Genomic DNA, 21,360 nt, shown 5'->3' with positions numbered 1-21,360 from the left:
CATGCCGATCAACGTGCTGATGCCCGCACTCTCCCCGACCATGGAGAAGGGCAACCTCGCCAAGTGGCTCAAGAAGGAGGGCGACCCGATCAAGTCCGGCGACGTGCTGGCCGAGATCGAGACCGATAAGGCCACCATGGAGGTGGAGGCCATCGACGAGGGCGTGCTCGCCAAGATCCTCGTGCCCGAGGGCACCGCGGACGTGCCGGTCAACGACCTCATCGCCATCATCGCCGCCGAGGGCGAGGACCCGGCGAGCGTCCAGGCCGGCGGCGGCGCGCCGAAGGCGGCCTCCAACGGCGAGGCCAAGGCCGAATCCAAGCCCGCGGCCGGTGCTTCGGCGGCCGACCAGAACACCACCCCCGGCGGCGGCCACATGTCGTACGAGCGGGTGAACGCCGCGCCGGAGGGCGCGCAGCCGAGCGGGACTCCGCAGGGTGGCGCGCAGGCCGGCTCCGGCGGCCGGGTCTTCGCCTCGCCGCTCGCCCGGCGGATCGCCAAGCAGGAGGGCGTGGATCTCGGCGCCGTCCAGGGTAGCGGGCCGCATGGCCGCATCATCGCCCGCGACGTCCAGGCCGCGAAGGCCTCCGGCGCCACCAAGGCGCCGGCCGCCGCGCAGCCCGCCGCCGAGGCACCCAAGGCCGCTCCGGCCCCGAAGGCCGCGCCTGCTGGCGGCGCGTCGGCCGGGCTCACGGCCGATCAGGTCAAGGGCTTCTTCGCCAAGGATGCCTACGCGGAGGTGCCGCTCGATGGCATGCGGAAGACCATCGCCAAGCGCCTCACCGAGGCGATGCAGGTCGCGCCGCATTTCTACCTGACGGTGGATTGCGAGCTCGACGCGCTGATGAAGCTGCGCGAGACGCTGAACGGCTCCGCCGGCAAGGACAAGGACGGCAAGCCCGCCTTCAAGCTCTCGGTGAACGACTTCGTCATCAAGGCGATGGGCCTCGCGCTGACCCGCGTGCCGGCCGCCAACGCGGTCTGGGCCGAGGACCGGATCCTGCGCTTCAAGCACGCCGAGGTCGGCGTCGCGGTGGCGATCGATGGCGGGCTGTTCACCCCGGTGATCCGCCGGGCGAACGAGAAGACGCTCTCGACCATCTCCAACGAGATGAAGGACTTCGCCGCCCGCGCCCGCGCCAAGAAGCTGAAGCCGGAAGAATACCAGGGCGGCGTCACCTCGGTGTCGAACCTCGGCATGTTCGGGATCAAGCACTTCACCGCGGTGATCAACCCGCCGCAATCGAGCATCCTGGCAGTGGGTGCGGGCGAGAAGCGCGTCGTCGTGAAGGACGGGGCGCCGGCCGTGGTCCAGGTGATGACCTGCACCCTGTCCTGCGACCACCGGGTGCTCGACGGGGCGCTCGGCGCGGAACTGGTCTCGGCCTTCAAGGGGCTGATCGAGAACCCGATGGGCATGCTGGTGTGAGGGGGCTTCTCTCCTCCCCCCTTGTGGGGAGGAGTTGGAGGTGGGGGTGGTGCAGAAGGCACCTCTGCGCACGATCCTGCACCACCCCCACCCCTGACCCCTCCCCACAAGGGGGAGGGGAAAGCGCGTTCTGGAATGTCGAGGTGGGGAAGGTGGCAAGCATCGGTCAGAACACGCAATCTTGCTGCGATGAGCCGTATTCCATGCTCACGGTGAGCATGCGCCCATCAGCCACGTTCGATTGACTTGCCGCCCGATGCCTTGGAACCAGCAGCCCCGGAGAACACCCTCGCCCAGAGCCGCCGTGAACGCAAAGACGCTGCGGCGCTCGTTCACCGAGGCGGAGAAGCGCCTCTGGTGGCACCTGCGGCACCGTCTGCCTGTGGACGGCTCGCATTTCCGCAGGCAGGTCGCCCTCGGCCCCTACGTGGCGGATTTCTGCTGCCTGTCGGCCCGTCTCATCGTCGAAGTTGACGGCGAGCAGCACGGCTTCGAGGCCGGCACGGCCTACGACACCCGGCGCGATGCCTATCTTCAGTCCGAAGGCTTCCGCGTCCTGCGTTTCCCGAACTGCATGGTCCTGCGGGAGATCGACACCGTCCTCGATACGATCCACGCGGCCCTTGCCGCATTCGACGCGCCTCTTCCGGATTCAGCCGGCCAGGCGGAGCCATCCCAACCCCCAGCCCCCGCCCCGAAAGGGGGAGGGGCGTTCGCGGAGAGGTAAATGTCCGACACCTACGACGTCCTCATCATCGGCGCCGGGCCCGGCGGCTACGTCACGGCGATCCGGGCGGCGCAGCTCGGGTTCAAGACCGCCGTGGTCGACCGCGAGCACCTGGGCGGCATCTGCCTGAACTGGGGCTGCATCCCCACCAAGGCCCTGCTCCGCTCGGCCGAGATTTTTCATTACTTCCAGCACGCCGGCGATTACGGCCTGACCGCCGAGAAGGTCGGATTCGACACCGCCGCCATCGTGAAGCGCTCCCGCGGCGTCTCGGGCCGGCTCAACGGCGGCGTCGGCATGCTGCTCAAGAAGAACAAGGTCGACGTGATCTGGGGCGAGGCTTCGGTCGACAGCGTCGCGAAGGGCAACCAGCCCGGCCAGGTCACCGTGAAGGAATCCAAGCGCGCCGAGCCGCCGAAGGGCGCTAAGGGTGCCGGCACCTACCAAGCCAAGCACATCATCGTGGCGACCGGCGCGCGCCCCCGGGCGATCCCCGGGATCGAGCCCGACAAGAAGCTGATCTGGACCTACTACGAGGCCATGGTCCCCGAGACGATGCCCAAGAGCCTGCTGGTGATGGGCTCGGGCGCCATCGGCATCGAGTTCGCCTCGTTCTACCGCACCATGGGCGCCGAGGTGACCGTGGTGGAGCTGCTGCCGCAGATCCTGCCGGTGGAGGATGCCGAGATCGCCGGGCTGGCCCGCAAGCGCTTCGAGAAGCAGGGCATCAAGATCCTCACCGGCGCCAAGGTGACCAAGGTCGAGAAGGGCGCGGATTCGATCACGGCGACCATCGAGGGCGGCGATGGAAAGTCACAAACCATCACCGCGGAGAAGCTGATCTCGGCGGTGGGCGTGGTCGGCAACATCGAGAATATCGGCCTCGAAAAGCTCGGCGTGAAGATCGACCGCGGGATCGTGGTGACGGACGGGCTCGGCCGCACCAACGTGCCCGGCCTCTACGCGATCGGCGACGTCGCCGGCCCGCCGATGCTCGCCCACAAGGCCGAGCACGAGGGCGTCATCTGCATCGAGACCATCAAGGGCCTGCACACCCACCCGATGGACAAGGCCAAGATCCCGGGCTGCACCTATTGCCAGCCGCAGATCGCCAGCGTCGGGCTGACCGAGGCCAAGGCCAAGGAGCAGGGCTTTGCCGTGAAGGTCGGCCGCTTCCCCTTCGCGGGCAACGGCAAGGCGATCGCGCTGGGCGAGCCGGACGGGCTGATCAAGACCGTGTTCGACGCCAAGACCGGCCAGCTGCTCGGCGCCCACATGGTCGGCGCCGAGGTGACCGAGCTGATCCAGGGCTACGTGGTGGCGATGAACCTGGAGAGCACCGAGGAGGAGCTGATGCACACGGTGTTCCCGCACCCGACGCTCAGCGAGATGATGCACGAGAGCGTGTTGGATGCGTATGGGAAGGTGATCCATACCTGAGGCTCGAAACGGACCGAAAGCTCCTTCAACTTGTTCGCCGCGCCAGGGTTAAGCTGCGGATTGCTCACTGGTCAAAGCTCGGGAGGGTAGTCATCGCCCATCCCGCAGCTACCAAAACCGAGATCGGAGAGATGCTGGTGGCAGCAAATCGCGGATGTTCCTCTTAATGAGGCGAGCGCCCATCAGCTGTGCCGAGGACCGCTTAGTACGTATTGAGCAGCATGCGCGCGGAGAAGCTGGACTGGCTGAGTACCGCGTCCGTGCTAAAGGGCAACCATCGCTTGGGCTTCAATCAGCAGCGCTCGGGCGATATCTCGTTTGCTTGCCGCAGTCTGCAATTGGAGTTCGACGCACTAAAAAATAATCTACTGCTACAAATATGGCTGCGAGAAAGACGATCCTCGAAAGCTTGACTATTAAGCGTCTTGCGGCGACTTACGACCACGTGATGTGGTGCTTGCCCAGCGTCATCCGTGATTTGTGCCGCTCGACCTCTTCCGGTGTCCAGTTGTCTCGGGCGGCCTGCAATCTATCATCGCGAGCCTGCTGGATACGCAGGGCGAGCCGCGTGACGATCTCCATCTCGTAATCCAGATCATTCTCCAGAGTGGCATATTTCTCCGCTCTGTTTCTCAGGCGTGTGACAGCGCCGAGTGGATTGTTGGCGATTTTATACGACTCGTTCAATCTAGTAATAACCGTTCCAAAATAGATGCTCGCGACGAACATGGCAGCAAATGAGAAATAGCCAGTTACCAATTGAGTAGTAGTTATTTCTATTGCGCATGAACTGCTGCCACCGGGAACCCGCGCTGCGGTCATGTTGATGGCAACAAGAAACGCGCTAACTATCAACCGCCAAATCAATTGTTGGTAGTACATGTGATATGTGTGCTTCACTATCCGCTCAAGAACATTGATAGTTTTGTCGAGTTGTGTGCGTAGTGAGATACGGTTGAAGCGACGAATGCTACTATTCTGGATGCGATCCATCCCTCTTTGTAAGTATGTAGTGAGTAATGTCACCACTATGGGAATTATTACAACAACCCACCAATCGAAGTTGGCTAGCGATGAGAACATGGCACACCAAATATCAATGAAGCCCCTGCGGGCCTCAATAATGCATCAGCCACACCGTACCATGCGGCGGCGATCCCACAGAAGGCTAGATAGCAACTGAAAAGGCAGCCACGCCAGAAGATACAAACGAATTCCATGTTGCCTATCCGATGACGGCCGCGGCCTGTCTGTGTGTTCGACAATCAACTTGCCAGCCAGAAACTCAGCGAAACTGCGCCCAGCGCGTGCCAATTCCATTTGCTCAGCCAATCCCTTGGCACTGTTAGCTCGATCGGTGGGATCGATGAGTTCACCGAACCCAACTCACCCCCGCCCCGCCTCCACCGGCTCCGCCTCCTCCGGCGAGGGCACATACGCGCACCACTCACAAATCCCCCGCTCGGCCCCCCGGGGCGCGTTCCGCTGCGAGCAGAGCGGACACACCAACAGAATCAGCCGCCCGCCGGCGCGCAGGGCCAGCCCGCGGCCCCGGAACGTGACCTCGGTCGCGCCGTCGCCCGGCGGACGCTCCCGGACCCAGCCGCTCACCGGGCCGCCCCGTCGGCCAGCCGGGCGGCCCCCAGGCCGTGGCGTCCGTTCGATCCCATCCGCATGCGATGCCGCCCCCAAGCTCAGCCGCGATGATCCCGCCGGGTTAAGCCCTGAGCCGGCGAATGGCTCCGCTTCCGGCTGTGCATGGGCGCGGGATGCGGCGCGGGCCGTTCGCCCGTATGACTCGTCCCGGTACGAAGCGGGCGCGAGGCGGGATCCGATGCAGGGCGAATCGATTGAGGCGGCCGGCGGGCTGCCCACCTATGCCGACGTGGCCCGGGCGGCCGACCGGATCGCGGGCGTCGCGCACCGCACGCCGGTGCTCACCTCCCGCACCGCCGACGCGATGACCGGCGCAAAGCTGTTCTTCAAGGCCGAGAACCTGCAGCGGGCCGGGGCCTTCAAGTTCCGCGGGGCCTACAACGCCATCAGCGCCCTGCCCGAGGCGGAGCGCGCCCGCGGGGTGATCACCTTCTCGTCGGGCAACCACGCCCAGGCCATCGCCCTGGCGAGCCGGCTGCTCGGCGCCCCGGCCACGATCATCATGCCGGGCGACGCCCCGGCGGCGAAGATCGAGGGCACCCGCGGCTACGGCGCCGAGGTGATCCTCTACGACCGCTACAGCCAGGACCGCGAGGCGCTGGGCCGGTCGATCGCGGAGCCCCGGGGCCTGACGCTGATCCCGCCCTTCAACCATCCCGACGTCATCGCCGGGCAGGGGACGCTCGCGCAGGAGCTGATCGAGACCGTGGGCGAACTCGACGTGCTGGTGGCCTGCCTCGGCGGCGGCGGCCAGCTCGCGGGCTGCGCGCTGGCGGCGGCGGAACTGTCGCCCGGCTGCCGGGTGATCGGCGTCGAGCCCGAGGCCGGCAATGACGGGCAGCGCTCGTTCCGCGACGGCGCGATCGTGACGATCCCGGTGCCCCGCACCATCGCCGACGGGGCGCAATCGACGGCGCTCGGTCCGCTCACCTTCGCGATCATCCGGGAAAAGGTGGCCGAGATCGTCACCGTCACCGACGATCAGCTCGTGGAGACGATGCGCTTCTTCGCCAGCCGGATGAAGATCGTGGTCGAGCCCACCGGCTGCCTCGCGGCGGCGGCGGTGCTGCACGGGCTGGTGGACGTCAAGGACAAGCGGGTCGGCGTGGTGATCAGCGGCGGCAACGTCGATCTCGCGACCTTCGCGCGGCTCACCGCCTGACGCGCCGAATGCCGGGCGGGTGTGACCCGGGCGCGGTGGACCGGGTGCAACCCAATGCTTATCTTATCGGCGTCAGAATGCGCGTCCCCGGGCCTTGAACCCGGTTGGGCGGGAGGGTGACGATGTCGACTGGGTTCAAGGTTCTCTCGCTGACCGATCGGGCCGCCGACCGGATCAAGGCGATCATGGCGGATGCCGACCGGCCGATCGCCGGCCTGCGGGTCGGCGTCCGCAACGGCGGCTGCGCCGGCATGTCGTACACGATGGAATACGCCGAGGCCGCCAAGCCCGGCGAGGACGTGGTCGAGGATCGCGGCGTGCGGGTCTTCGTGGATCCGAAGGCGGTGCTGTTCCTGCTCGGCACCGAGATGGATTTCACCACCAACAAGCTCGCGTCGCAGTTCGTGTTCAACAACCCGAACCAGACTTCGGCCTGCGGCTGCGGCGAGTCCGTGGCGATCACGCCGGTCTCGGCCGACCGGATCCCCGCCCAGGCCTGAAGTCCCGGGTTCCCAAAGGACGAGTCCTTTGGTGGGGTGTCGGGGTGAAACCCCGACGAACGGCTCCTCCGCCCCTTCGAAGGGGTGGACGAGCCATATCGCAGGGCTCTGCCCTGCACCCGCGAAAGGGCTCGCCCTTTCGAAACCGGTTACGCGACCTGCGTCAGGGCCTCGACCGTGTCGTCCACGGTGCGGTTGCGGCCGCCGCGCTTGGCCGCGAACATGCACAGGTCGGCCCGCTCCATCAGCGAGGCCGGCGTATCGCCCTGGCGCAAAACCGCGACACCCAGCGATACTGTGACCTTGCCGAGCGATTCGCCCGTCGAACGCTTGACCAACTCCCGCCCCATCACGCTGGCGCGCAGCGTCTCGGCCAGGTGCCGCGCCGCCGCGCGGTCCACACCGGGCAGGACGATCCCGAACTCCTCGCCGCCGAACCGGGCGAGCTGGGCAGTCTTGCCCGCCTGCTCACGCATCACGATCGCCACCAGCCGCAGCACCTGATCGCCCGTGAGGTGACCATACAGGTCGTTGAAGCGCTTGAAGAAATCGATGTCGAGGATGATCAGGCTCATGGAGCCGGCCCGCAGGCGGGCCTCCTCGATGGCGGCCTTCAGGCTCGCCTCGAACTGCTTGCGGTTCGACAGGCCGGTCAGGGCGTCGGTGAGGCTCTCGAGGCGCGTTGCCTCCAGCTTCTCGCGCAGCGTCTCGATCTCGCTGCGGGTCTCGCGCATGCGCGCTTCGAGGACCCGGTTGTTGACCGCGACTTCGCGGGTGGTGACGGCGAGCGTCGCGACGATCTCGCCCAGCCTTGCGCCGCTCGGCGGGCTCTGGGCGAGGTCCTGGGTCAGGCCACGCAGGGATTCGCCGTATTGGGCGGCGGAGCCGAGCGACAGGTCGAGGATTTCGGTGACCGCCGCGATCTCGCTCAGGACCACGGTGCTGATCGTGTCGGCGGCGCTCGCGAGGCGGCGACCGTCCAGATAGGTCTCGTGCAGGTCGTCGATGTCAGCCTCGGTGAGGCAGCCGTTCTGAATCGTCAAGCGCTTCACGGCGTCGCCGAGCAGCGGCATCTCCGCCGACACGTAGGCGTACCAGACCGCGTAGGCGCGCGGCGCGGCCGAGGGGCCGTAGTCACGGATCAGATCGAGCGCGCGGCTCGCCAGCGCAAAGCTGCGATCCCGATCCGAATGGGTCTCAAGGCTCATGCCGGTTCGCCGCCTCAGGAGCGCTGACGCTTCGTTGCGCCGCGGCCCGGAAACTACTCTACGGCCGGGTGGTAGCCGGAAAGTTAAGCCGTATTGACCCGGTTATTTCTCTTTTTTGGCCAAGACTGGTCGAAGCAGGAAGGCCGGCACGTGCGACCCGAGGCCGACGGGCGTATCGCCCTCCGCCTCGTGCCGGCGCCCGCGCTCGTCGCGCCCCCGTTCGTCCCGCGCCCGCCCCTCGCGCACCGGCTCACGATGCGGCTCCGGCGTGGGCCGGCTGTCCGCGCGCTGCGCAGTCGAGCCGCCGCGGCTGCCGCGCACCCTCGAACGGTCGGTGGACTCTCCGGCGCCCTTGTCCAAATTCCTATCGGCGCTCTTATCGGCCCCCCTGCCACCGGCCGCGGCCGAGCGGGACCCGCGGCGGGCATTGCCGGAGCGCCCACGATGGCGGGTGGCGGTCTCCGACGCCGCATCGCCGATCGTCGTCAGGTCGCCGTCGAGCCATGGGATCGGCTGCCCGATCAACGCCTCGATGGCGCCGAGCGACCGGGCATCCTCCGGCGAGACCAGGGTGTAGGCGGTCCCGGCCCGGCCGGCGCGCCCGGTGCGGCCGATCCGGTGGACGTAGTCCTCCGGATGGTGCGGGACGTCGAAGTTGAAGACGTGGCTGACCGCTGGAATGTCGAGGCCGCGGGCTGCGACGTCGCTGGCGACCAGCAGGGCGGTCTCGCCGTTCCGGAACGCGTCGAGGGCGGTGGTGCGCGCGCGCTGGTCCATGTCGCCGTGCAGCGCGGCGGCGTCGAAGCCGTGGCTCACCAGGGACTTCTGCAGCAGGGCGACGTCGCGTTTACGATTGCAGAAGATGATCCCGTTCTTGAGCTCCGCCTCGCCGCGGATCAGGTCGCGCAGCCGTTCGCGCTTGGCGTGCCCCTCGGACCCGGTGGCGACGAGACGCTGCGTGATCGTGGTGGCCGTGGAGGCGGGCCGGGCCACCTCGACCCGCTGCGGGTTGTGCAGGAACATGTCGGCCAGCCGCTCGATCTCCGGCGGCATGGTGGCCGAGAAGAAGAGGGTCTGCCGGGTGAACGGCACCATCTTCACGATCCGCTCGATATCGGGGATGAACCCCATGTCGAGCATGCGGTCGGCCTCGTCGATGACCAGCAGTTCGACACCGGTGAGCAGCAGCTTGCCGCGCTCGAAATGGTCGAGCAGGCGCCCCGGCGTCGCGATCAGCACGTCGGTGCCGCGCGTCAGCTTCGCGTCCTGCTCGGCGAAGGAGACGCCGCCGATGATCAGCGCCACGTTGAGCTTGTGGTTGGTCCCGTAGCGGTCGAAATTCTCGACCACTTGGGCAGCCAGTTCGCGGGTCGGCTCCAGGATCAGCGTGCGCGGCATCCGGGCCCGGGCACGGCCGTTCTCCAGCAGCGTCAGCATCGGCAGCGTGAAGGCTGCGGTCTTGCCGGTGCCGGTCTGAGCGATGCCGAGGACGTCGCGGCGCGCCAGCACGTGGGGAATGGCCTCGGCCTGGATCGGCGTCGGCTCGGTGTAACCCGCCGCTTCGACAGCGTTCAGGACTTTCTCGCTCAGTCCCAGGTCGGAAAAAGGCATCTGCGTTTAGGAACCGTTGCGCGCCCGGCCGGCGCGAAGGACACCGTCGCGGCAACGGCTGGGAAAGGCTCGCGGGGAGCGCTGGTACGCTCCCGGGGCCGCGGGGCGCGTTCGCCAAGTCAGTTAGGGGCTTGGCGCGACTTGTCAATCTCGCAATGCGCACCCGGCGTCGCGACACACAGACGATCAAGGCCTGCGATCAAGGCCTGAGGCGCGGAGAGACGGGCAGCAGGCAAGGATCGAGATGCGTGCCACGGGCGGCACCGGCGGACGTGATCGCGCCGGTCGTCTCGGGGTCGGCCGGCACCGGGCCTGCCGTGCCGGCGAGGCGCATGGGCGCGTCGCCGGCACGCATCCAACGCGCCAGCTGCGTCGTGCCGGCGATCGCCAGGAGTCCGACGACGGCCGACACGCGCAGAGTCCAGGCGAGGAGACTGAGCGATGAATCGGCCCGCTCCCGATCCGAGGCGGGCGCTTCCTCCGTCAGCCGCCGTCGGCCGAAGGACCTCGGAGCCCGATCGTGGCGGCTGTGCATGAGCGACTCACTCCACCGAACGCGGGCCCGGCCATCGACCGGGAATCATCGGACGATAGGGTTAACCGCACCTTTCGATGACGCGGTGGATGGCGTCTCCAAACGAGACAGGATCGCTCCTCCGTAAACGCCCCCTAGTACCGGGGCTTTCATCGATATTTCCACGCATAATCCGCATATTCGAAGCTATATCTTGAGCTATTTTGGCGCCTTAAATCCGTTCTATTACTGTATTCATCGCAACAAGGCGCATTCATGATATCTTCATGGGCGATGCAACCGCAAATAAGTCTTCATGATTCGTTGACCTGATACGCCTAGTCTGACGATGCTTGTTGCAGGAAAGCGACAGACCTTGCGGTCGAGAGCGCCTAGAAGTCTGCCGGCTCCCGCTAACCCAGGACTTAGGGAATTATGAAGAAGCTTCTCCTTGCGTCGACTGTGCTCGTCGGCACCGCCGCTGCGGCCTCAGCGGCCGACCTGCCGCGCCGCGCGGCCCCGCCGCCGGCCTTCACGCCCGTGCCGGTCTTCACCTGGACGGGGTTCTACGTCGGTGGAAACGCTGGCTACGGCTTCGACGCCAACAGCCGCCGGACCACCAACTACGTCCTGCGGAGCGGCTCGGTGGTCGGGTCTGAGGATACCGCCGGCGTCATCAACGTGAACAAGCGCCCGAACAACGACGGCTTCACCGGCGGCGCGCAGATCGGCTACAACTACCAGTTCACGCCGGGTTCGGGTGTCGTGATCGGTTTCGAGGCTGACGCCCAGTATGTCGACTTCGCCCGCCGCGCCAACGCCACGCTGAACTACACCGGCCTCGGCTTTGCGGGCACGGCCTTCTCCGGCCAGCACCCCTACGTCGCCACCAGCGGCAACGGCCTCGACTACTTCGGCACGGCGCGCGGCCGCCTCGGCTACGCCTTCGACCGTACCCTCGTGTATGCCACCGGCGGTTACGCCTACGGCTCGGGCCAGGACGACCAGAACTTCGCTGGCCGCCGCTTCCGCGACAGCTTCCGCACCGGCTACGCGGTCGGCGGCGGCGTCGAGTACGCGCTCCCCACCGACTCGTTCCTGAACTTCTTCAAGTCCTCGGCCGTGACGTTCAAGGTCGAAGGTCTGTACGTGAACCTCGACCGTCAGAAGAACGCCGCAGCCGGCGTCTACGTCCCGGGCCTCCCGGCCCCGGCCGGCACCGTCTACCTCAACGGCGGCGCCGCCAAGACCGAGTTCGCGGTCGTCCGCGCCGGCGTGAACTACAAGTTCGGCTCGTACTGAGCTCGCAGGGCGGAACCGGGTTTCCTGGCCCCGTCGTGAAGGGGTCCGGCCGAAAGGCCGGGCCCCTTTTCCGTTTGCACGACGCGTCGGCCGGGGCAGGTGCGACATGGCGGGCTGGAACCCGACTGGAACCGGACGATTGTGACCGCGTCGCCCAACTGGAGCAGGGCGCAGCGGAGCGATCAGCCATGCGGAGCCGAATCCTTCTCCTGTCGCTGGCGGCCTTCCTTGCCGCCGCCCCGGCACACGCCCAGGACGCGAGCGTCATCGGGAAGGACACCGTCCTGCCCGGCACAGGGCCGGGAGCCTTGATCGGCGGCACCGCGCCCGGCCGCCTGATGGAGGCGGCCAATGCTCAGGACGCGGCGAAGCGTCAGGGCCTCAAACCGGTCGCGTTCCTGACCACGAAGTTGATCGGTGTGGAGGTGCGCAACGCCGCGGGCGACAGCGTCGGCAAGATCGACGACCTGCTGATCACGGATGGCGGGACCCTGAAGGCGGTGGTGCTCGACGTGGGAGGTTTCCTCGGCCTCGGCAGCAAGCACATCGCGGTTGAACCCGGCGCCCTGGTACTGCGGCCAGGCGGCGACCGGTTCTCGGCGATCCTCAACATGGGCAAGGACGCGATCTCGGCCGCCCAGCCCTTCGATCCCGCAAAGGCGATCGCCGCCCATTAAAGGCTCGCGCCGGCCATCAACGGTTACCAAAGGGCTGAGCCCTTTGGCGGGTCGCCAGGGCAGAGCCCTGGCTGACCAAGCAACCTCAGATATCGAGATCCGCCCCCTCGGCGAAGGCCGCGCGCTCGCTGATGAACGCAAAGCGCGCCTCGGGCTTGTTGCCCATCAGGCGCTCGACCGTGTCGCCGGTCGATTCCCGGGCCTCGTCCAGGACCGCGACACGCAGGAGCGTGCGCTTCTTCGGGTCCATGGTGGTCTCCTTGAGCTGGGCCGGCATCATCTCGCCAAGGCCCTTGAACCGCCCGATCTCGACCTTGCCGCCCTTGAACACCGTCTTGATGATCCGCTCGCGATCCGCGTCGTCCCGGGCGTAGGCCACCTTCGAGCCCTGCTGCAGCCGGTAGAGCGGCGGGATCGCGAGGTAGAGGTGGCCGCGGTCGATCAGCTTCGGCATCTGCCGGTAGAAGAAGGTGATCAGCAGCGAGGCGATATGGGCGCCGTCGACGTCGGCGTCCGTCATGATGATCACCTTGTCGTAGCGCAGATCCGTCTCGCGGAAGGCCGAGCCGGTGCCGCAGCCGAGCGCCAAGGTGAGATCCGAGATCAGCTGGTTGGCGCCGAGCTTGTCGCGGGAGGCCGAGGCGACGTTCAGGATCTTGCCGCGGAGCGGCAGGATCGCCTGAGTCGCCCGATCTCGGGCCTGCTTGGCGGAGCCGCCAGCCGAATCGCCCTCGACGATGAAGATCTCCGAGCCCGCGGTGCCGGCGGCCGAGCAGTCGGCGAGCTTGCCGGGCAGGCGCAGCTTGCGGGTCGCGCTCTTGCGGGCGACCTCCTTCTCCTGGCGGCGGCGCAGGCGCTCCTCTGCCCGGTCGATCACCCAGTCGAGGAGCTTGTTGGCCTGGGCCGGGGAGGCGGCGAGCCAGTGGTCGAAGGCGTCCCGCACCGCCGTCTCGACGATGCGCTGCGCCTCCACGGTGGCGAGCTTGTCCTTGGTCTGGCCCTGGAACTCCGGCTCGCGGATGAAGACCGAGAGCATCGACGCGCAGGTCGCCATGACGTCGTCGGTGGTCACCGCCGTCATGCGCTTGGCCTGGTTCACCCGCTCGGCGTGCTCGCGCAGGCCGCGCAGCAGGGCAACGCGCAGGCCGGCCTCGTGAGTGCCGCCCTCGGGCGTCGGGATCGTGTTACAGTAGGAGTGCGAGAACCCGTCCTCGGCGACCATCCAGGCCACCGCCCATTCGAGCGACCCGTGCGAGCCCGGCTTGGTGATCTTGCCGGAGAACATCGCCTCGGTGACGAGTTCCTTGCCCTCGATGTCCCGGGCGAGATAGTCGCGCAACCCGTCGGGGAAGCGATGCACGGCTTCCGCCGGCACGTCCGCCAGCCCTTCGAGAAGGGCCGGGGCGCAGCGCCAGCGAATCTCGACGCCGCCGAACAGGTAGGCCTTCGAGCGGGCCATCTTGAACAGGCGGCGCGGGTCGAACTTCAGCGAGCCGAAGATCTCGGCATCGGGGTGGAAGCGCACGCGCGTGCCGCGCCGGTTCTGAACCCGGCCAACCAGTTCCAAGGCCCCCTGCGCGTGGCCGCGCGAGAAGGTCTGGCGGTAGAGGGTCTGGTTGCGCGCGACCTCCACCTCCAAGAGGTCGGAGAGCGCGTTCACCACCGAGATGCCGACGCCGTGCAGGCCACCCGAGGTCTCGTAGACCTTCGAGTCGAACTTACCGCCGGCATGCAGCGTGGTCATGATGACCTCGAGCGCCGACTTGCCCGGAAATTTCGGGTGCGGGTCGACCGGGATGCCGCGGCCGTTGTCGGTCACCACGAGGGCGCCAGTCTCCTCCAGCTCCACCTCGATGAAGCTGGCGTGACCCGCCACCGCCTCGTCCATGGAATTGTCGATCACCTCGGCGAAGAGGTGGTGCAGCGCCCGCTCGTCGGTGCCGCCGATATACATGCCGGGCCGGCGCCGGACCGGCTCCAACCCCTCCAGCACCTCGATGTCGGAGGCGGTATAGCCGGCCTCCGGCGCGGCCGTGGCGAGGGTCGTCACCGAGGCCGAGGCGTCCAGGCGTCGCCGCGGCTCAGACGGACGGCCGGCCGGGCCCTTGCCGCCCGGGGCGAACAGGTCGCGCGCCGGGTCGCTCACGCGCGGCCTCCGGGAGCGCGGTGTGTCGGCCGGCTCGGATTCGCGCAGACGAGTCGTGGGTCGTGGTGCATGCGCCTTCATCCCCGCATCATAGCGGAACAAAACATAAACATCAAAGCCATTCGCCGCTCGGCGATGCGGCCGCATCATCGCATGCTGCACCGCCGCGAGCGAGGGCCCGTTCGGCGCGAACGTCGGTGACCCGTCCGCCCCCTGTCATCGAGACGTTGCACAACAATGGGTTAAGGCTTCCTCGCGACATTCTCGGTCGGATCTCAGCAGATCTCCATCGGAACAGATCAGAACGATCGACGTTGCCAGCAGAGACAAAACTTGACCGTAGCCGACGTGCTGCGGCCCAGGGAGGCGCAGTCCATGAGTGACGCCGCAATCGAGGCCCGCCGCCTGACCCTGATCCGCTTCGAGCATGCGGCCGGTGCCGCCTTCGGATGCGATGACGACGGAGTGAGCCTGCCGCAGGCGCGCGCGCTGATCAACGCCACCACGATCGCACTAGCAACCTTCGCCACCGCCGTGGCGGCGACGATCACCTACTTGGTTTGAGCTGAGGCCGCTTTCCAAGGCGCTTGGGGGCGACCGAAGCGTTGGTTAGCAGAACACACGCGATCTCCAACCCGTGCCCTCGTCCTGAGGTGCCCGCGAAGCGGGCCTCGGAGGAGGGCTCCAGAAGACACTGCGATCCCTGGAGGGCTCCTTCGAGGCCCCCGCTACGCTTCGGCACCTCAGGGTGAGGGGAGAGGTTGGAATTTCCGCCTCCCCCCACGATCCGGCCCGCCCTCAGCCCGCACTCGACTTCTTCGCCGGCGCCTTCTTGGCGGCCGGCTTCTTCGCGGCGGTCTTCTTGGCCGCCGGCTTGTCGCCGCTCGCGGCGCGGGCCGAACTCTTCCGAACAGCCCCGCGCTTGGCCGGCTTGCCGCCGCCTGAAGCGCGCTTGGCGTTTACCAGGGCGATCGCCTCGTCGAGGGTCAGCGCCTCGGCATTCATCGTCTTCGGCAGCGTGGCGTTCACCTCGCCGTCCGTGACGTAGGGCCCGTACTTGCCGGCCTTGACCACGAGGTCGCGCCCGCTCGCCTCGTCCTTGCCGAGCGGCCGGCCGGGATCGGCGGCCGGACGGCCGCGACCGCCGCCCTGCTCCTTGGCGACGATGAGGTCGATCGCGCGGTTGCCACCGATCTCCAGCACGTCGTCGTCCTTGCCGAGATTGGCGTAGGTCTTCCCGTGCTGCACGTAGGGTCCGAACCGGCCGAGATTGGCCAGGATCGGCTCGCCGGTCTCGGGGTGGCGCGCCACCTCGCGCGGCAGCGACAGCAGGGCCAGCGCCTTGTCGAGGTCGACCGAAGAGGGGCTGAGCCCCTTGGGCAGGGACGAGCGCTTGGGCTTGGCCGCCCCCTTCTCGGTGGAGGCCTCGCCGAGCTGCACGAACGGACCGAACCGCCCGTCGCGGATCGTCACCGGCAGGCCGGTCGCGGGATCGTTGCCCAGCACCCGCACGCCCGGCTGGCCGCCCTCGGCCGAGGAGCCGTCGCCGTCCCCCTCGACGCCGGAGGCCGAGAGCTGGCGGGTATACTTGCACTCCGGATAGTTGGAGCAGCCGATAAAGGCGCCGAACTTGCCGAGCTTCAGCGACAGCTGGCCCGCGCCGCAGGTCGGGCAGGTGCGCGGGTTCGAGCCGTCGCCCTTATCGGGGAAGATGTGCGGGCCGAGGAGGCCGTTCAGCGCTTCCAGCACGTCGGTGACGCGCAGCTCCTTGGTCTCGCCGATCGCCGCCGAGAAATCACGCCAGAAGTCGCGCAGCACTGCCCGCCAGTCGATCTCGGCGTTGGAGACGCGGTCGAGCTGCTCCTCCAGATCGGCGGTGAAATCGTACTCGACGTAGCGGCGGAAGAAGCTCTCGAGGAAGCCCGTGACGAGCCGCCCCTTATCCTCCGGCTGCAGCCGCTTTTTTTCGATTTTGACGTATTCGCGGTCCCGGAGCGTCTGCAGCACGGCCGCGTAGGTCGAGGGCCGGCCGATGCCGAGTTCCTCCATGCGCTTCACGAGGCTCGCCTCGGAATAGCGCGGCGGCGGCTCGGTGAAGTGCTGGGTCGAGCTGATCCGCTCACGCTTGAGTGGGTCGCCGGCCTTCATGGGCGGGAGGCGGCGGCTCTCCTCGTCCTCCTCGTCGTCCTTGCCCTCCTGATAAAGCGCAAGAAAGCCGTCGAACTTCACCACCTGGCCGGTGGCGCGCAGGTCGATGGTCCGCGGGCCGACCTTCGCGGCGACGTCCACGGTGGTCCGCTCCAGCTCGGCCGATTCCATCTGGCTCGCCATGGTGCGGGTCCAGATCAGGTCGTAGAGCTTGGCCTGCTCGGGCTCGAGGTGGCGGGCGACCATCTTGGGCAGGCGGCCCATATCGGTCGGCCGCACCGCCTCGTGGGCCTCCTGGGCGTTCTTGGCCTTGACGCTGTACTTGCGCGGCACGTCCGGCACGTAGCGGTCGCCGAACTCCTTGCCGATCACCCGGCGGGCGTCCTGGATCGCCTCCGGCGCCATGTCGACGCCGTCGGTCCGCATGTAGGTGATGATGCCGACCGTCTCGCCGCCGATATCGACGCCCTCGTAGAGGCGCTGGGCGACCCGCATGGTCTGGGCCGGCGCCATCCCGAGCTTGCGGGAGGCCTCCTGCTGCAGCGTGGAGGTCGTGAAGGGCGGCTGCGGGTGGCGCTTGGCGGGCTTCGCCTCGACGCTCGCCACCTGGAAGGTCGCGAGTTCGAGGTCGCGCTTGAAGGCGGCCGCCTCCTCGCCCGTGCCGACATCCAAGCGCTGGATGCGCTTGCCATCGGCGCCCACGAGGCGGGCCTCGAAGGTGGCGCCGTCGGCGGTCGTCAGCGTGGCGATGAGCGTCCAGTACTCGCGCGGCTTGAACCGCTCGATCTCCATCTCGCGCTCGACGACGAGGCGGAGCGCCACGGACTGCACGCGCCCCGCCGAGCGGGCGCCCGGGAGCTTGCGCCACAGGACCGGCGAGAGGTTGAAGCCCACGAGGTAGTCGAGCGCCCGGCGCGCCAGATAGGCATCGACCAGCGCCTGGTCGATCTCCCGCGGCTTGCGCATCGCCTGCTCGACCGACGCCTTGGTGATGGCGTTGAAGGTCACGCGCTCGACCGGGATGCCCTTGAGCACCTTGCGGGCGTTCAGCGCCTCCAGCACGTGCCAGGAGATCGCCTCGCCCTCGCGATCCGGGTCGGTGGCGAGGATCAGCTTGTCGGCGCCCTTGACCGCCTTGGCGATCTCCGAGACCCGGCTCGCCCCGCGGTCGGCCAGCTCCCAGACCATGTGGAAGTCCTGCTCGGGATCCACCGAGCCGTCCTTGGGCGGAAGGTCGCGGATATGCCCGAAGGAGGCGATCACTTCATAGTCGCGGCCGAGATACTTATTGATCGTCTTGGCTTTGGCCGGCGACTCGACGACGACGACTTTCATTCAGACCTCTGCCCCTGACGGAGCCTGGGCTCGACGGACGAATTCTGTTCGCAATTCGCGTGGGACGTATGCCCGCCGTCGGGCCGGGGCCGCGCGCCGGGCACAAGTGGGTCACAGGCGGCGGGTTGTCAAATGGCAGGAGCATTCCGCCGACCCGGCGCCTCAGATCCCCGCGTACCACTCGTAGCCGCGATCCTCCCAGTAGCCGCCGCTGCCCTGGCCGATTCCGGCGAGCGACTCCACCATCTCGACCCGCATCACGTACTTGGCCTGCTTGTAGCCGAGCTGGCGCTCGACCCGCAGGCGCAGGGGCGCACCGTTCGAGACCGGCAGCGGCTTGCCGTTGAGGTCGTAGGCCAGGATCGTCTGCGGGTTGAACACATCATAGAGGCCGATGCTCTCGTAATAGCGGATCGGGATCCCCGTCGGCTCGGGCTCCGGAGCCGGGCTGCCCTGGCCCCAATCGTCCTTGGGCGCTTCGGTGGCGGTGGACGGGCCGCCCCAATCGTCGGCGGCGGCGAGCTGGACATAGGCCTCCCGGACCGCACCCGGATGGGTCGGGCGCACCAGGGAGGCCCCCTGGCCACGCCCCTTGCCCCCGCCCTTGGGGCCGGCCTCGAACTCCAGCGTGTCGGCGCAGTGGAACACGGCGTAGCGCGCCTGCGGCTTCAGCCCGGCCTTCTTCAAGATCTCGGCGAGCGGAACGCCGCTCCACTGCCCGATGCAGCTCCAGCCCTCCACGCAATCGTGCCGGGTGATCTGGGTGCGCGACGGCAGGGCGCGAAGATCCGCGAGGCTCAGCGCCAGCGGCGTCTGAACGAGACCGTCCACCGTGAGCTTGAAGTCCGAAAACTTCTGCGCCGCCAACGCCCGGTAGCCCCGGTCCGGCGGGTCGATCGTTCCGTTCGGCTTGAACCAGGGGGAGATCATCGAGGCGGGAAATTCCCGAGCCAGGGTCGTCGGCGACATCAGCAGGCGCTGGACGTATTGGTTGGCGTCCTCGCCGACCTTGAGGGTGCGCTGCCCGGTCTCGGTCCCGGCGAACTTGTCGCAGCCGCTGAGAAGGGCGGTGCCCATCAGGCCGGCGCCCGCGGTGAGGAGCTTGCGGCGGTGGAGGATCATCGCGCACTCTCCCGGTCGCGGCCGAGGCTGAACCAGCCGGTGACCATGCCGCGCATGTTGTTGACGAGGCCGGAGACGATCACGAGCAGCACGTGGACCACCACGAAGAGCACGATCAGCCCGGCCGCGATGAAGTGGACGCTGCGGGCCGATTGCCGGCCGCCGAACAGCTCGGTGAGCCAGGGCCACGCCGCGTCCATCCCGGGCGACATGGCGAGGCCGGCCAGCACCATGGCGGGCAGCAGGCCGAGGATCAGGACGAGGTAGGTGAGCTTCTGGATGACGTTGTAGCGCTTGGCCTCCGTGCCCTCGGGGAAGCGCAGGAGCAGGTGCTCCTTCACGGAACCGCCGAAGTCGCGGATCTGGTCGCCGTCCGGGATCAGGCGGCGGCGGAGCTGGCCGCTGAACAGGCCGTAGAGCAGATAGACCGCGCCGTTGATGACCAAAGCCCAGGCGAACAGGAAGTGCCAGCGCCGCCCGGTGGCGAGGTCCTGATCGGCCGGCAGAGTCGCCCAGGCCGGGAAGGCGCGCTCGATCTCGGTGCCGTCCTGCTTCGACAGGCCGAGAACCCCGGTGGTGTCGAGGGTGTGGGCGCCGACCGTCACCACGCCGCGATTCGTGCCGTCGCGCCCCTGCTCGCTGGTGATGGCGAGCGCCGGGTCGTCGAAGGTCGAGGTCGCGCCCCAGTAGAGCGCCGGGTGGGCGTTGAAGATCTGCAGGCCGCTCATCAGCAGCACGAGCAGCACCGCGGCGTTGATCCAATGGGCCAGCCGGATCACCAGCGGGTGGCGGTAGAACCAGCGGCGCCCCTGCCGATCGACGGTCTCGGGGGCTTCGAGGGCAGGGGAGGCGGCCAAGCGTCTGTATCCCGGGGAGGCGGTGCGGGGCCGGGAAACGTCTGAATCCCGAGTGTTCGGGCGAATACGTGGCGCAGGGGTCTCCGGTTACCATCGGCCGGAAAAAAGGCCGCAGGCTTTTCCCGCTCAGGCGGCTGGGCCGATCTGGAGCACCACGCTGCGAGGATTCCCGCGCGTCCTCCCTCCCCCCTTTTGCGGGGGAGAGTGGCCCCTGCGTCAGCAGGGGTCGGGAGAGGGGAACCCGGCTTCCAGAGAAAGCGCGCCCTGCATGAAGGCTCGTGCCTGATTCTGCACCGTCGCTCCCCTCTCCCGACCCGCTTCGCGGGCCACCCTCCCCCGCAAAGGGGGGAGGGAGAGAAGCAGAGCCGTCGCTCCTTTCCTTATCATGTCGATGTCTGACCATCGCAGCCTTGCCCCCCGGGCCCGCCGCACCTACACCCGGGCCTCATCATGACGACGCCCGCGCCCTTCCCGCATCGGCACCTCCTCGGCATCGAGGGCCTGACCCGGCCCGACATCGCGGGGCTGCTCGACGCCGCCGATTCCGCCGTCGACATCTCCCGGCAGGTGGAGAAGAAGCGCACGACCCTCCGGGGCCGGACGCAGATCAACCTGTTCTTCGAGCCCTCGACCCGGACGCAATCGTCCTTCGAGCTCGCCGGCAAGCGCCTCGGCGCCGACGTGATGAACATGTCGGTGGCCTCGTCCTCGGTGAAGAAGGGCGAGACCCTGATCGACACCGCCGCGACGCTGAACGCCATGCGGCCCGACATCATCGTGGTCCGCCACGAATCGGCCGGTGCGGTGCATCTGCTGGCCCGCAAGGTCGATTGCGCGGTGGTCAATGCCGGCGACGGCGCCCACGAGCACCCGACCCAGGCGCTCCTCGACGCCCTCACGATCCGCCGCAACAAGGGCCGGATCGAGGGGTTGCAGGTGGCGATCTGCGGCGACGTCCTGCACTCGCGGGTGGCGCGCTCCAACATCATCCTGCTGCAGGCGATGGGTGCGCGGGTCCGCCTGATCGCGCCCTCGACCCTGCTGCCCGCCGGCATCGAGCGCTTCGGCGTCGAGACCTTCACGGACATGCGCAAGGGCCTCGTGGGCTGCGACATCGTGATGATGCTCCGCCTCCAGCGCGAGCGCATGAACGGCTCGTTCGTCCCCTCGGTGAAAGAGTATTTTCGCTATTTCGGCCTCGACGGCGAGAAGCTGGCGCTGGCCAAGCCCGACGCGCTCGTGATGCATCCGGGCCCCATGAACCGCGGCGTCGAGATTTCCTCGGAGATCGCCGACGGGGCGCAGTCGCTGATCCGCGAGCAGGTCGAGATGGGCGTCGCCGTGCGCATGGCCGTGCTGGAGGCGCTCGCCCGGCATCTGCCGAACGGGTAGGGGACCTCGGCCGACCGCGCGTCTCCCCCCCCCCTTTGTGGGGGAGGGTGGCCCGCGAAGCGGGTCGGGAGAGGGGAGCGACGGTGCAGAATGAGGCTGCGCCCATCTTGAAGGCTGCGCGCTATCCTGAACCC

The 21,360-nt window shown here is 67.9% G+C and carries 17 protein-coding genes; 9 read left to right on the top strand and 8 right to left on the bottom strand.

All coding sequences use genetic code 11. From position 1 onward, the window contains the following. Nucleotide 1: 1 nt before the first annotated feature. The 3 genes from BLQ49_RS25860 (at nt 2) to lpdA (ending at nt 3,596) form a co-directional block, all read left to right on the top strand. The gene (locus BLQ49_RS25860) at nt 2-1,429 is read left to right on the top strand and encodes a pyruvate dehydrogenase complex dihydrolipoamide acetyltransferase (RefSeq protein WP_091721685.1); all 1,428 of its coding nucleotides are present in this window, start codon (nt 2-4) and stop codon (nt 1,427-1,429) included. A 304-nt stretch (nt 1,430-1,733) separates the two neighbouring features. Beyond that, the gene (locus BLQ49_RS25855; RefSeq protein WP_244507763.1) at nt 1,734-2,156 is read left to right on the top strand and encodes an endonuclease domain-containing protein; all 423 of its coding nucleotides are present in this window, start codon (nt 1,734-1,736) and stop codon (nt 2,154-2,156) included. Beyond that, nucleotides 2,157-3,596: a dihydrolipoyl dehydrogenase gene (gene lpdA / locus BLQ49_RS25850; protein WP_091721681.1), complete on the top strand. Its 1,440-nt coding sequence runs from the start codon at nt 2,157-2,159 to the stop codon at nt 3,594-3,596. 435 nt (nt 3,597-4,031) lie between these two features. Here the strand turns inward: lpdA and BLQ49_RS29255 are convergent, their stop codons facing one another. Then, nucleotides 4,032-4,589, bottom strand: coding sequence for a hypothetical protein (locus tag BLQ49_RS29255; protein WP_143012323.1), 558 nt, complete (start codon nt 4,587-4,589; stop codon nt 4,032-4,034). A gap of 841 nt (nt 4,590-5,430) precedes the next feature. Here BLQ49_RS29255 and BLQ49_RS25840 point away from each other — a divergent pair. After that, nucleotides 5,431-6,414: a threo-3-hydroxy-L-aspartate ammonia-lyase gene (locus tag BLQ49_RS25840; RefSeq protein ID WP_091721675.1), complete on the top strand. Its 984-nt coding sequence runs from the start codon at nt 5,431-5,433 to the stop codon at nt 6,412-6,414. Between the two features lie 122 nt (nt 6,415-6,536). Further along, nucleotides 6,537-6,914 (top strand): HesB/IscA family protein, encoded by a 378-nt coding sequence (locus tag BLQ49_RS25835; protein ID WP_091721672.1) that lies wholly within the window; start codon nt 6,537-6,539, stop codon nt 6,912-6,914. Between the two features lie 149 nt (nt 6,915-7,063). Here the strand turns inward: BLQ49_RS25835 and BLQ49_RS25830 are convergent, their stop codons facing one another. The 3 genes from BLQ49_RS25830 to BLQ49_RS29250 form a co-directional block, all read right to left on the bottom strand. Further along, on the bottom strand, nt 7,064-8,122 hold the full coding sequence (locus tag BLQ49_RS25830; RefSeq protein WP_091721670.1) for a GGDEF domain-containing protein: 1,059 nt from the start codon (nt 8,120-8,122) through the stop codon (nt 7,064-7,066). A 102-nt stretch (nt 8,123-8,224) separates the two neighbouring features. Further along, nucleotides 8,225-9,733, bottom strand: a complete 1,509-nt coding sequence (locus BLQ49_RS25825) for a DEAD/DEAH box helicase (RefSeq protein ID WP_091721667.1) — start codon at nt 9,731-9,733, stop codon at nt 8,225-8,227. Nucleotides 9,734-9,932: 199 nt separating this feature from the next. Beyond that, complete coding sequence (locus tag BLQ49_RS29250; protein ID WP_143012322.1) at nt 9,933-10,145, bottom strand: hypothetical protein; 213 nt, start codon at nt 10,143-10,145, stop codon at nt 9,933-9,935. Between the two features lie 537 nt (nt 10,146-10,682). Here BLQ49_RS29250 and BLQ49_RS25815 point away from each other — a divergent pair. Together BLQ49_RS25815 and BLQ49_RS25810 are read left to right on the top strand one after the other, a co-directional pair. After that, entirely contained in the window at nt 10,683-11,549 is an 867-nt protein-coding gene (locus tag BLQ49_RS25815; RefSeq protein ID WP_091721663.1) for an outer membrane protein, read from the top strand. A 188-nt stretch (nt 11,550-11,737) separates the two neighbouring features. Further along, nucleotides 11,738-12,226, top strand: a complete 489-nt coding sequence (locus BLQ49_RS25810; protein WP_091721662.1) for a PRC-barrel domain-containing protein — start codon at nt 11,738-11,740, stop codon at nt 12,224-12,226. Nucleotides 12,227-12,311: 85 nt separating this feature from the next. Here the strand turns inward: BLQ49_RS25810 and parE are convergent, their stop codons facing one another. Beyond that, complete coding sequence (parE, locus tag BLQ49_RS25805; protein WP_091721660.1) at nt 12,312-14,372, bottom strand: DNA topoisomerase IV subunit B; 2,061 nt, start codon at nt 14,370-14,372, stop codon at nt 12,312-12,314. A gap of 375 nt (nt 14,373-14,747) precedes the next feature. Here parE and BLQ49_RS25800 point away from each other — a divergent pair, with 375 nt between their 5' ends. Beyond that, nucleotides 14,748-14,936 carry a hypothetical protein gene (locus BLQ49_RS25800; RefSeq protein ID WP_091721659.1) on the top strand — a complete coding sequence of 63 codons (189 nt, stop codon included), beginning with the start codon at nt 14,748-14,750 and terminating at the stop codon, nt 14,934-14,936. A 234-nt stretch (nt 14,937-15,170) separates the two neighbouring features. Here the strand turns inward: BLQ49_RS25800 and topA are convergent, their stop codons facing one another. From topA to BLQ49_RS25785, 3 genes are all read right to left on the bottom strand, one after another. Next, on the bottom strand, nt 15,171-17,855 hold the full coding sequence (gene topA, locus BLQ49_RS25795; protein WP_091721657.1) for a type I DNA topoisomerase: 2,685 nt from the start codon (nt 17,853-17,855) through the stop codon (nt 15,171-15,173). A gap of 162 nt (nt 17,856-18,017) precedes the next feature. Next, on the bottom strand, nt 18,018-18,977 hold the full coding sequence (locus BLQ49_RS25790; RefSeq protein WP_091721656.1) for a molybdopterin-dependent oxidoreductase: 960 nt from the start codon (nt 18,975-18,977) through the stop codon (nt 18,018-18,020). After that, nucleotides 18,974-19,834, bottom strand: coding sequence for a cytochrome b/b6 domain-containing protein (locus tag BLQ49_RS25785; RefSeq protein WP_091721654.1), 861 nt, complete (start codon nt 19,832-19,834; stop codon nt 18,974-18,976). The genes BLQ49_RS25790 and BLQ49_RS25785 overlap by 4 nt, the downstream gene beginning before the upstream one ends. Before the next feature lie 450 nt (nt 19,835-20,284). On the opposite strand from BLQ49_RS25785, the gene BLQ49_RS25780 reads away from it, so the two are divergent. Then, complete coding sequence (locus tag BLQ49_RS25780; RefSeq protein WP_091721652.1) at nt 20,285-21,226, top strand: aspartate carbamoyltransferase catalytic subunit; 942 nt, start codon at nt 20,285-20,287, stop codon at nt 21,224-21,226. Nucleotides 21,227-21,360 lie beyond the last annotated feature (134 nt).

This window comes from Methylobacterium phyllostachyos (assembly GCF_900103445.1).
Classification (GTDB): Bacteria; Pseudomonadota; Alphaproteobacteria; order Rhizobiales; family Beijerinckiaceae; genus Methylobacterium; species Methylobacterium phyllostachyos.
The sequence above is the reverse complement of the archived record's forward strand: the minus strand, read 5'-3'. Positions and strand labels throughout refer to the sequence as shown.

Coding starts and splice junctions, on each gene's coding strand:
- BLQ49_RS25810 (WP_091721662.1), top strand. CDS start 11,738: ATGCGGAGCCGAATCCTTCTCCTGTCGCTGGCGGCCTTCCTTGCCGCC.
- BLQ49_RS25780 (WP_091721652.1), top strand. CDS start 20,285: ATGACGACGCCCGCGCCCTTCCCGCATCGGCACCTCCTCGGCATCGAG.
- BLQ49_RS25815 (WP_091721663.1), top strand. CDS start 10,683: ATGAAGAAGCTTCTCCTTGCGTCGACTGTGCTCGTCGGCACCGCCGCT.
- BLQ49_RS25860 (WP_091721685.1), top strand. CDS start 2: ATGCCGATCAACGTGCTGATGCCCGCACTCTCCCCGACCATGGAGAAG.
- BLQ49_RS25825 (WP_091721667.1), bottom strand. CDS start 9,733: ATGCCTTTTTCCGACCTGGGACTGAGCGAGAAAGTCCTGAACGCTGTC.
- BLQ49_RS25840 (WP_091721675.1), top strand. CDS start 5,431: ATGCAGGGCGAATCGATTGAGGCGGCCGGCGGGCTGCCCACCTATGCC.
- topA (WP_091721657.1), bottom strand. CDS start 17,855: ATGAAAGTCGTCGTCGTCGAGTCGCCGGCCAAAGCCAAGACGATCAAT.
- BLQ49_RS25835 (WP_091721672.1), top strand. CDS start 6,537: ATGTCGACTGGGTTCAAGGTTCTCTCGCTGACCGATCGGGCCGCCGAC.
- BLQ49_RS29255 (WP_143012323.1), bottom strand. CDS start 4,589: ATGGATCGCATCCAGAATAGTAGCATTCGTCGCTTCAACCGTATCTCA.
- lpdA (WP_091721681.1), top strand. CDS start 2,157: ATGTCCGACACCTACGACGTCCTCATCATCGGCGCCGGGCCCGGCGGC.
- BLQ49_RS25800 (WP_091721659.1), top strand. CDS start 14,748: ATGAGTGACGCCGCAATCGAGGCCCGCCGCCTGACCCTGATCCGCTTC.
- BLQ49_RS25790 (WP_091721656.1), bottom strand. CDS start 18,977: ATGATCCTCCACCGCCGCAAGCTCCTCACCGCGGGCGCCGGCCTGATG.
- BLQ49_RS25830 (WP_091721670.1), bottom strand. CDS start 8,122: ATGAGCCTTGAGACCCATTCGGATCGGGATCGCAGCTTTGCGCTGGCG.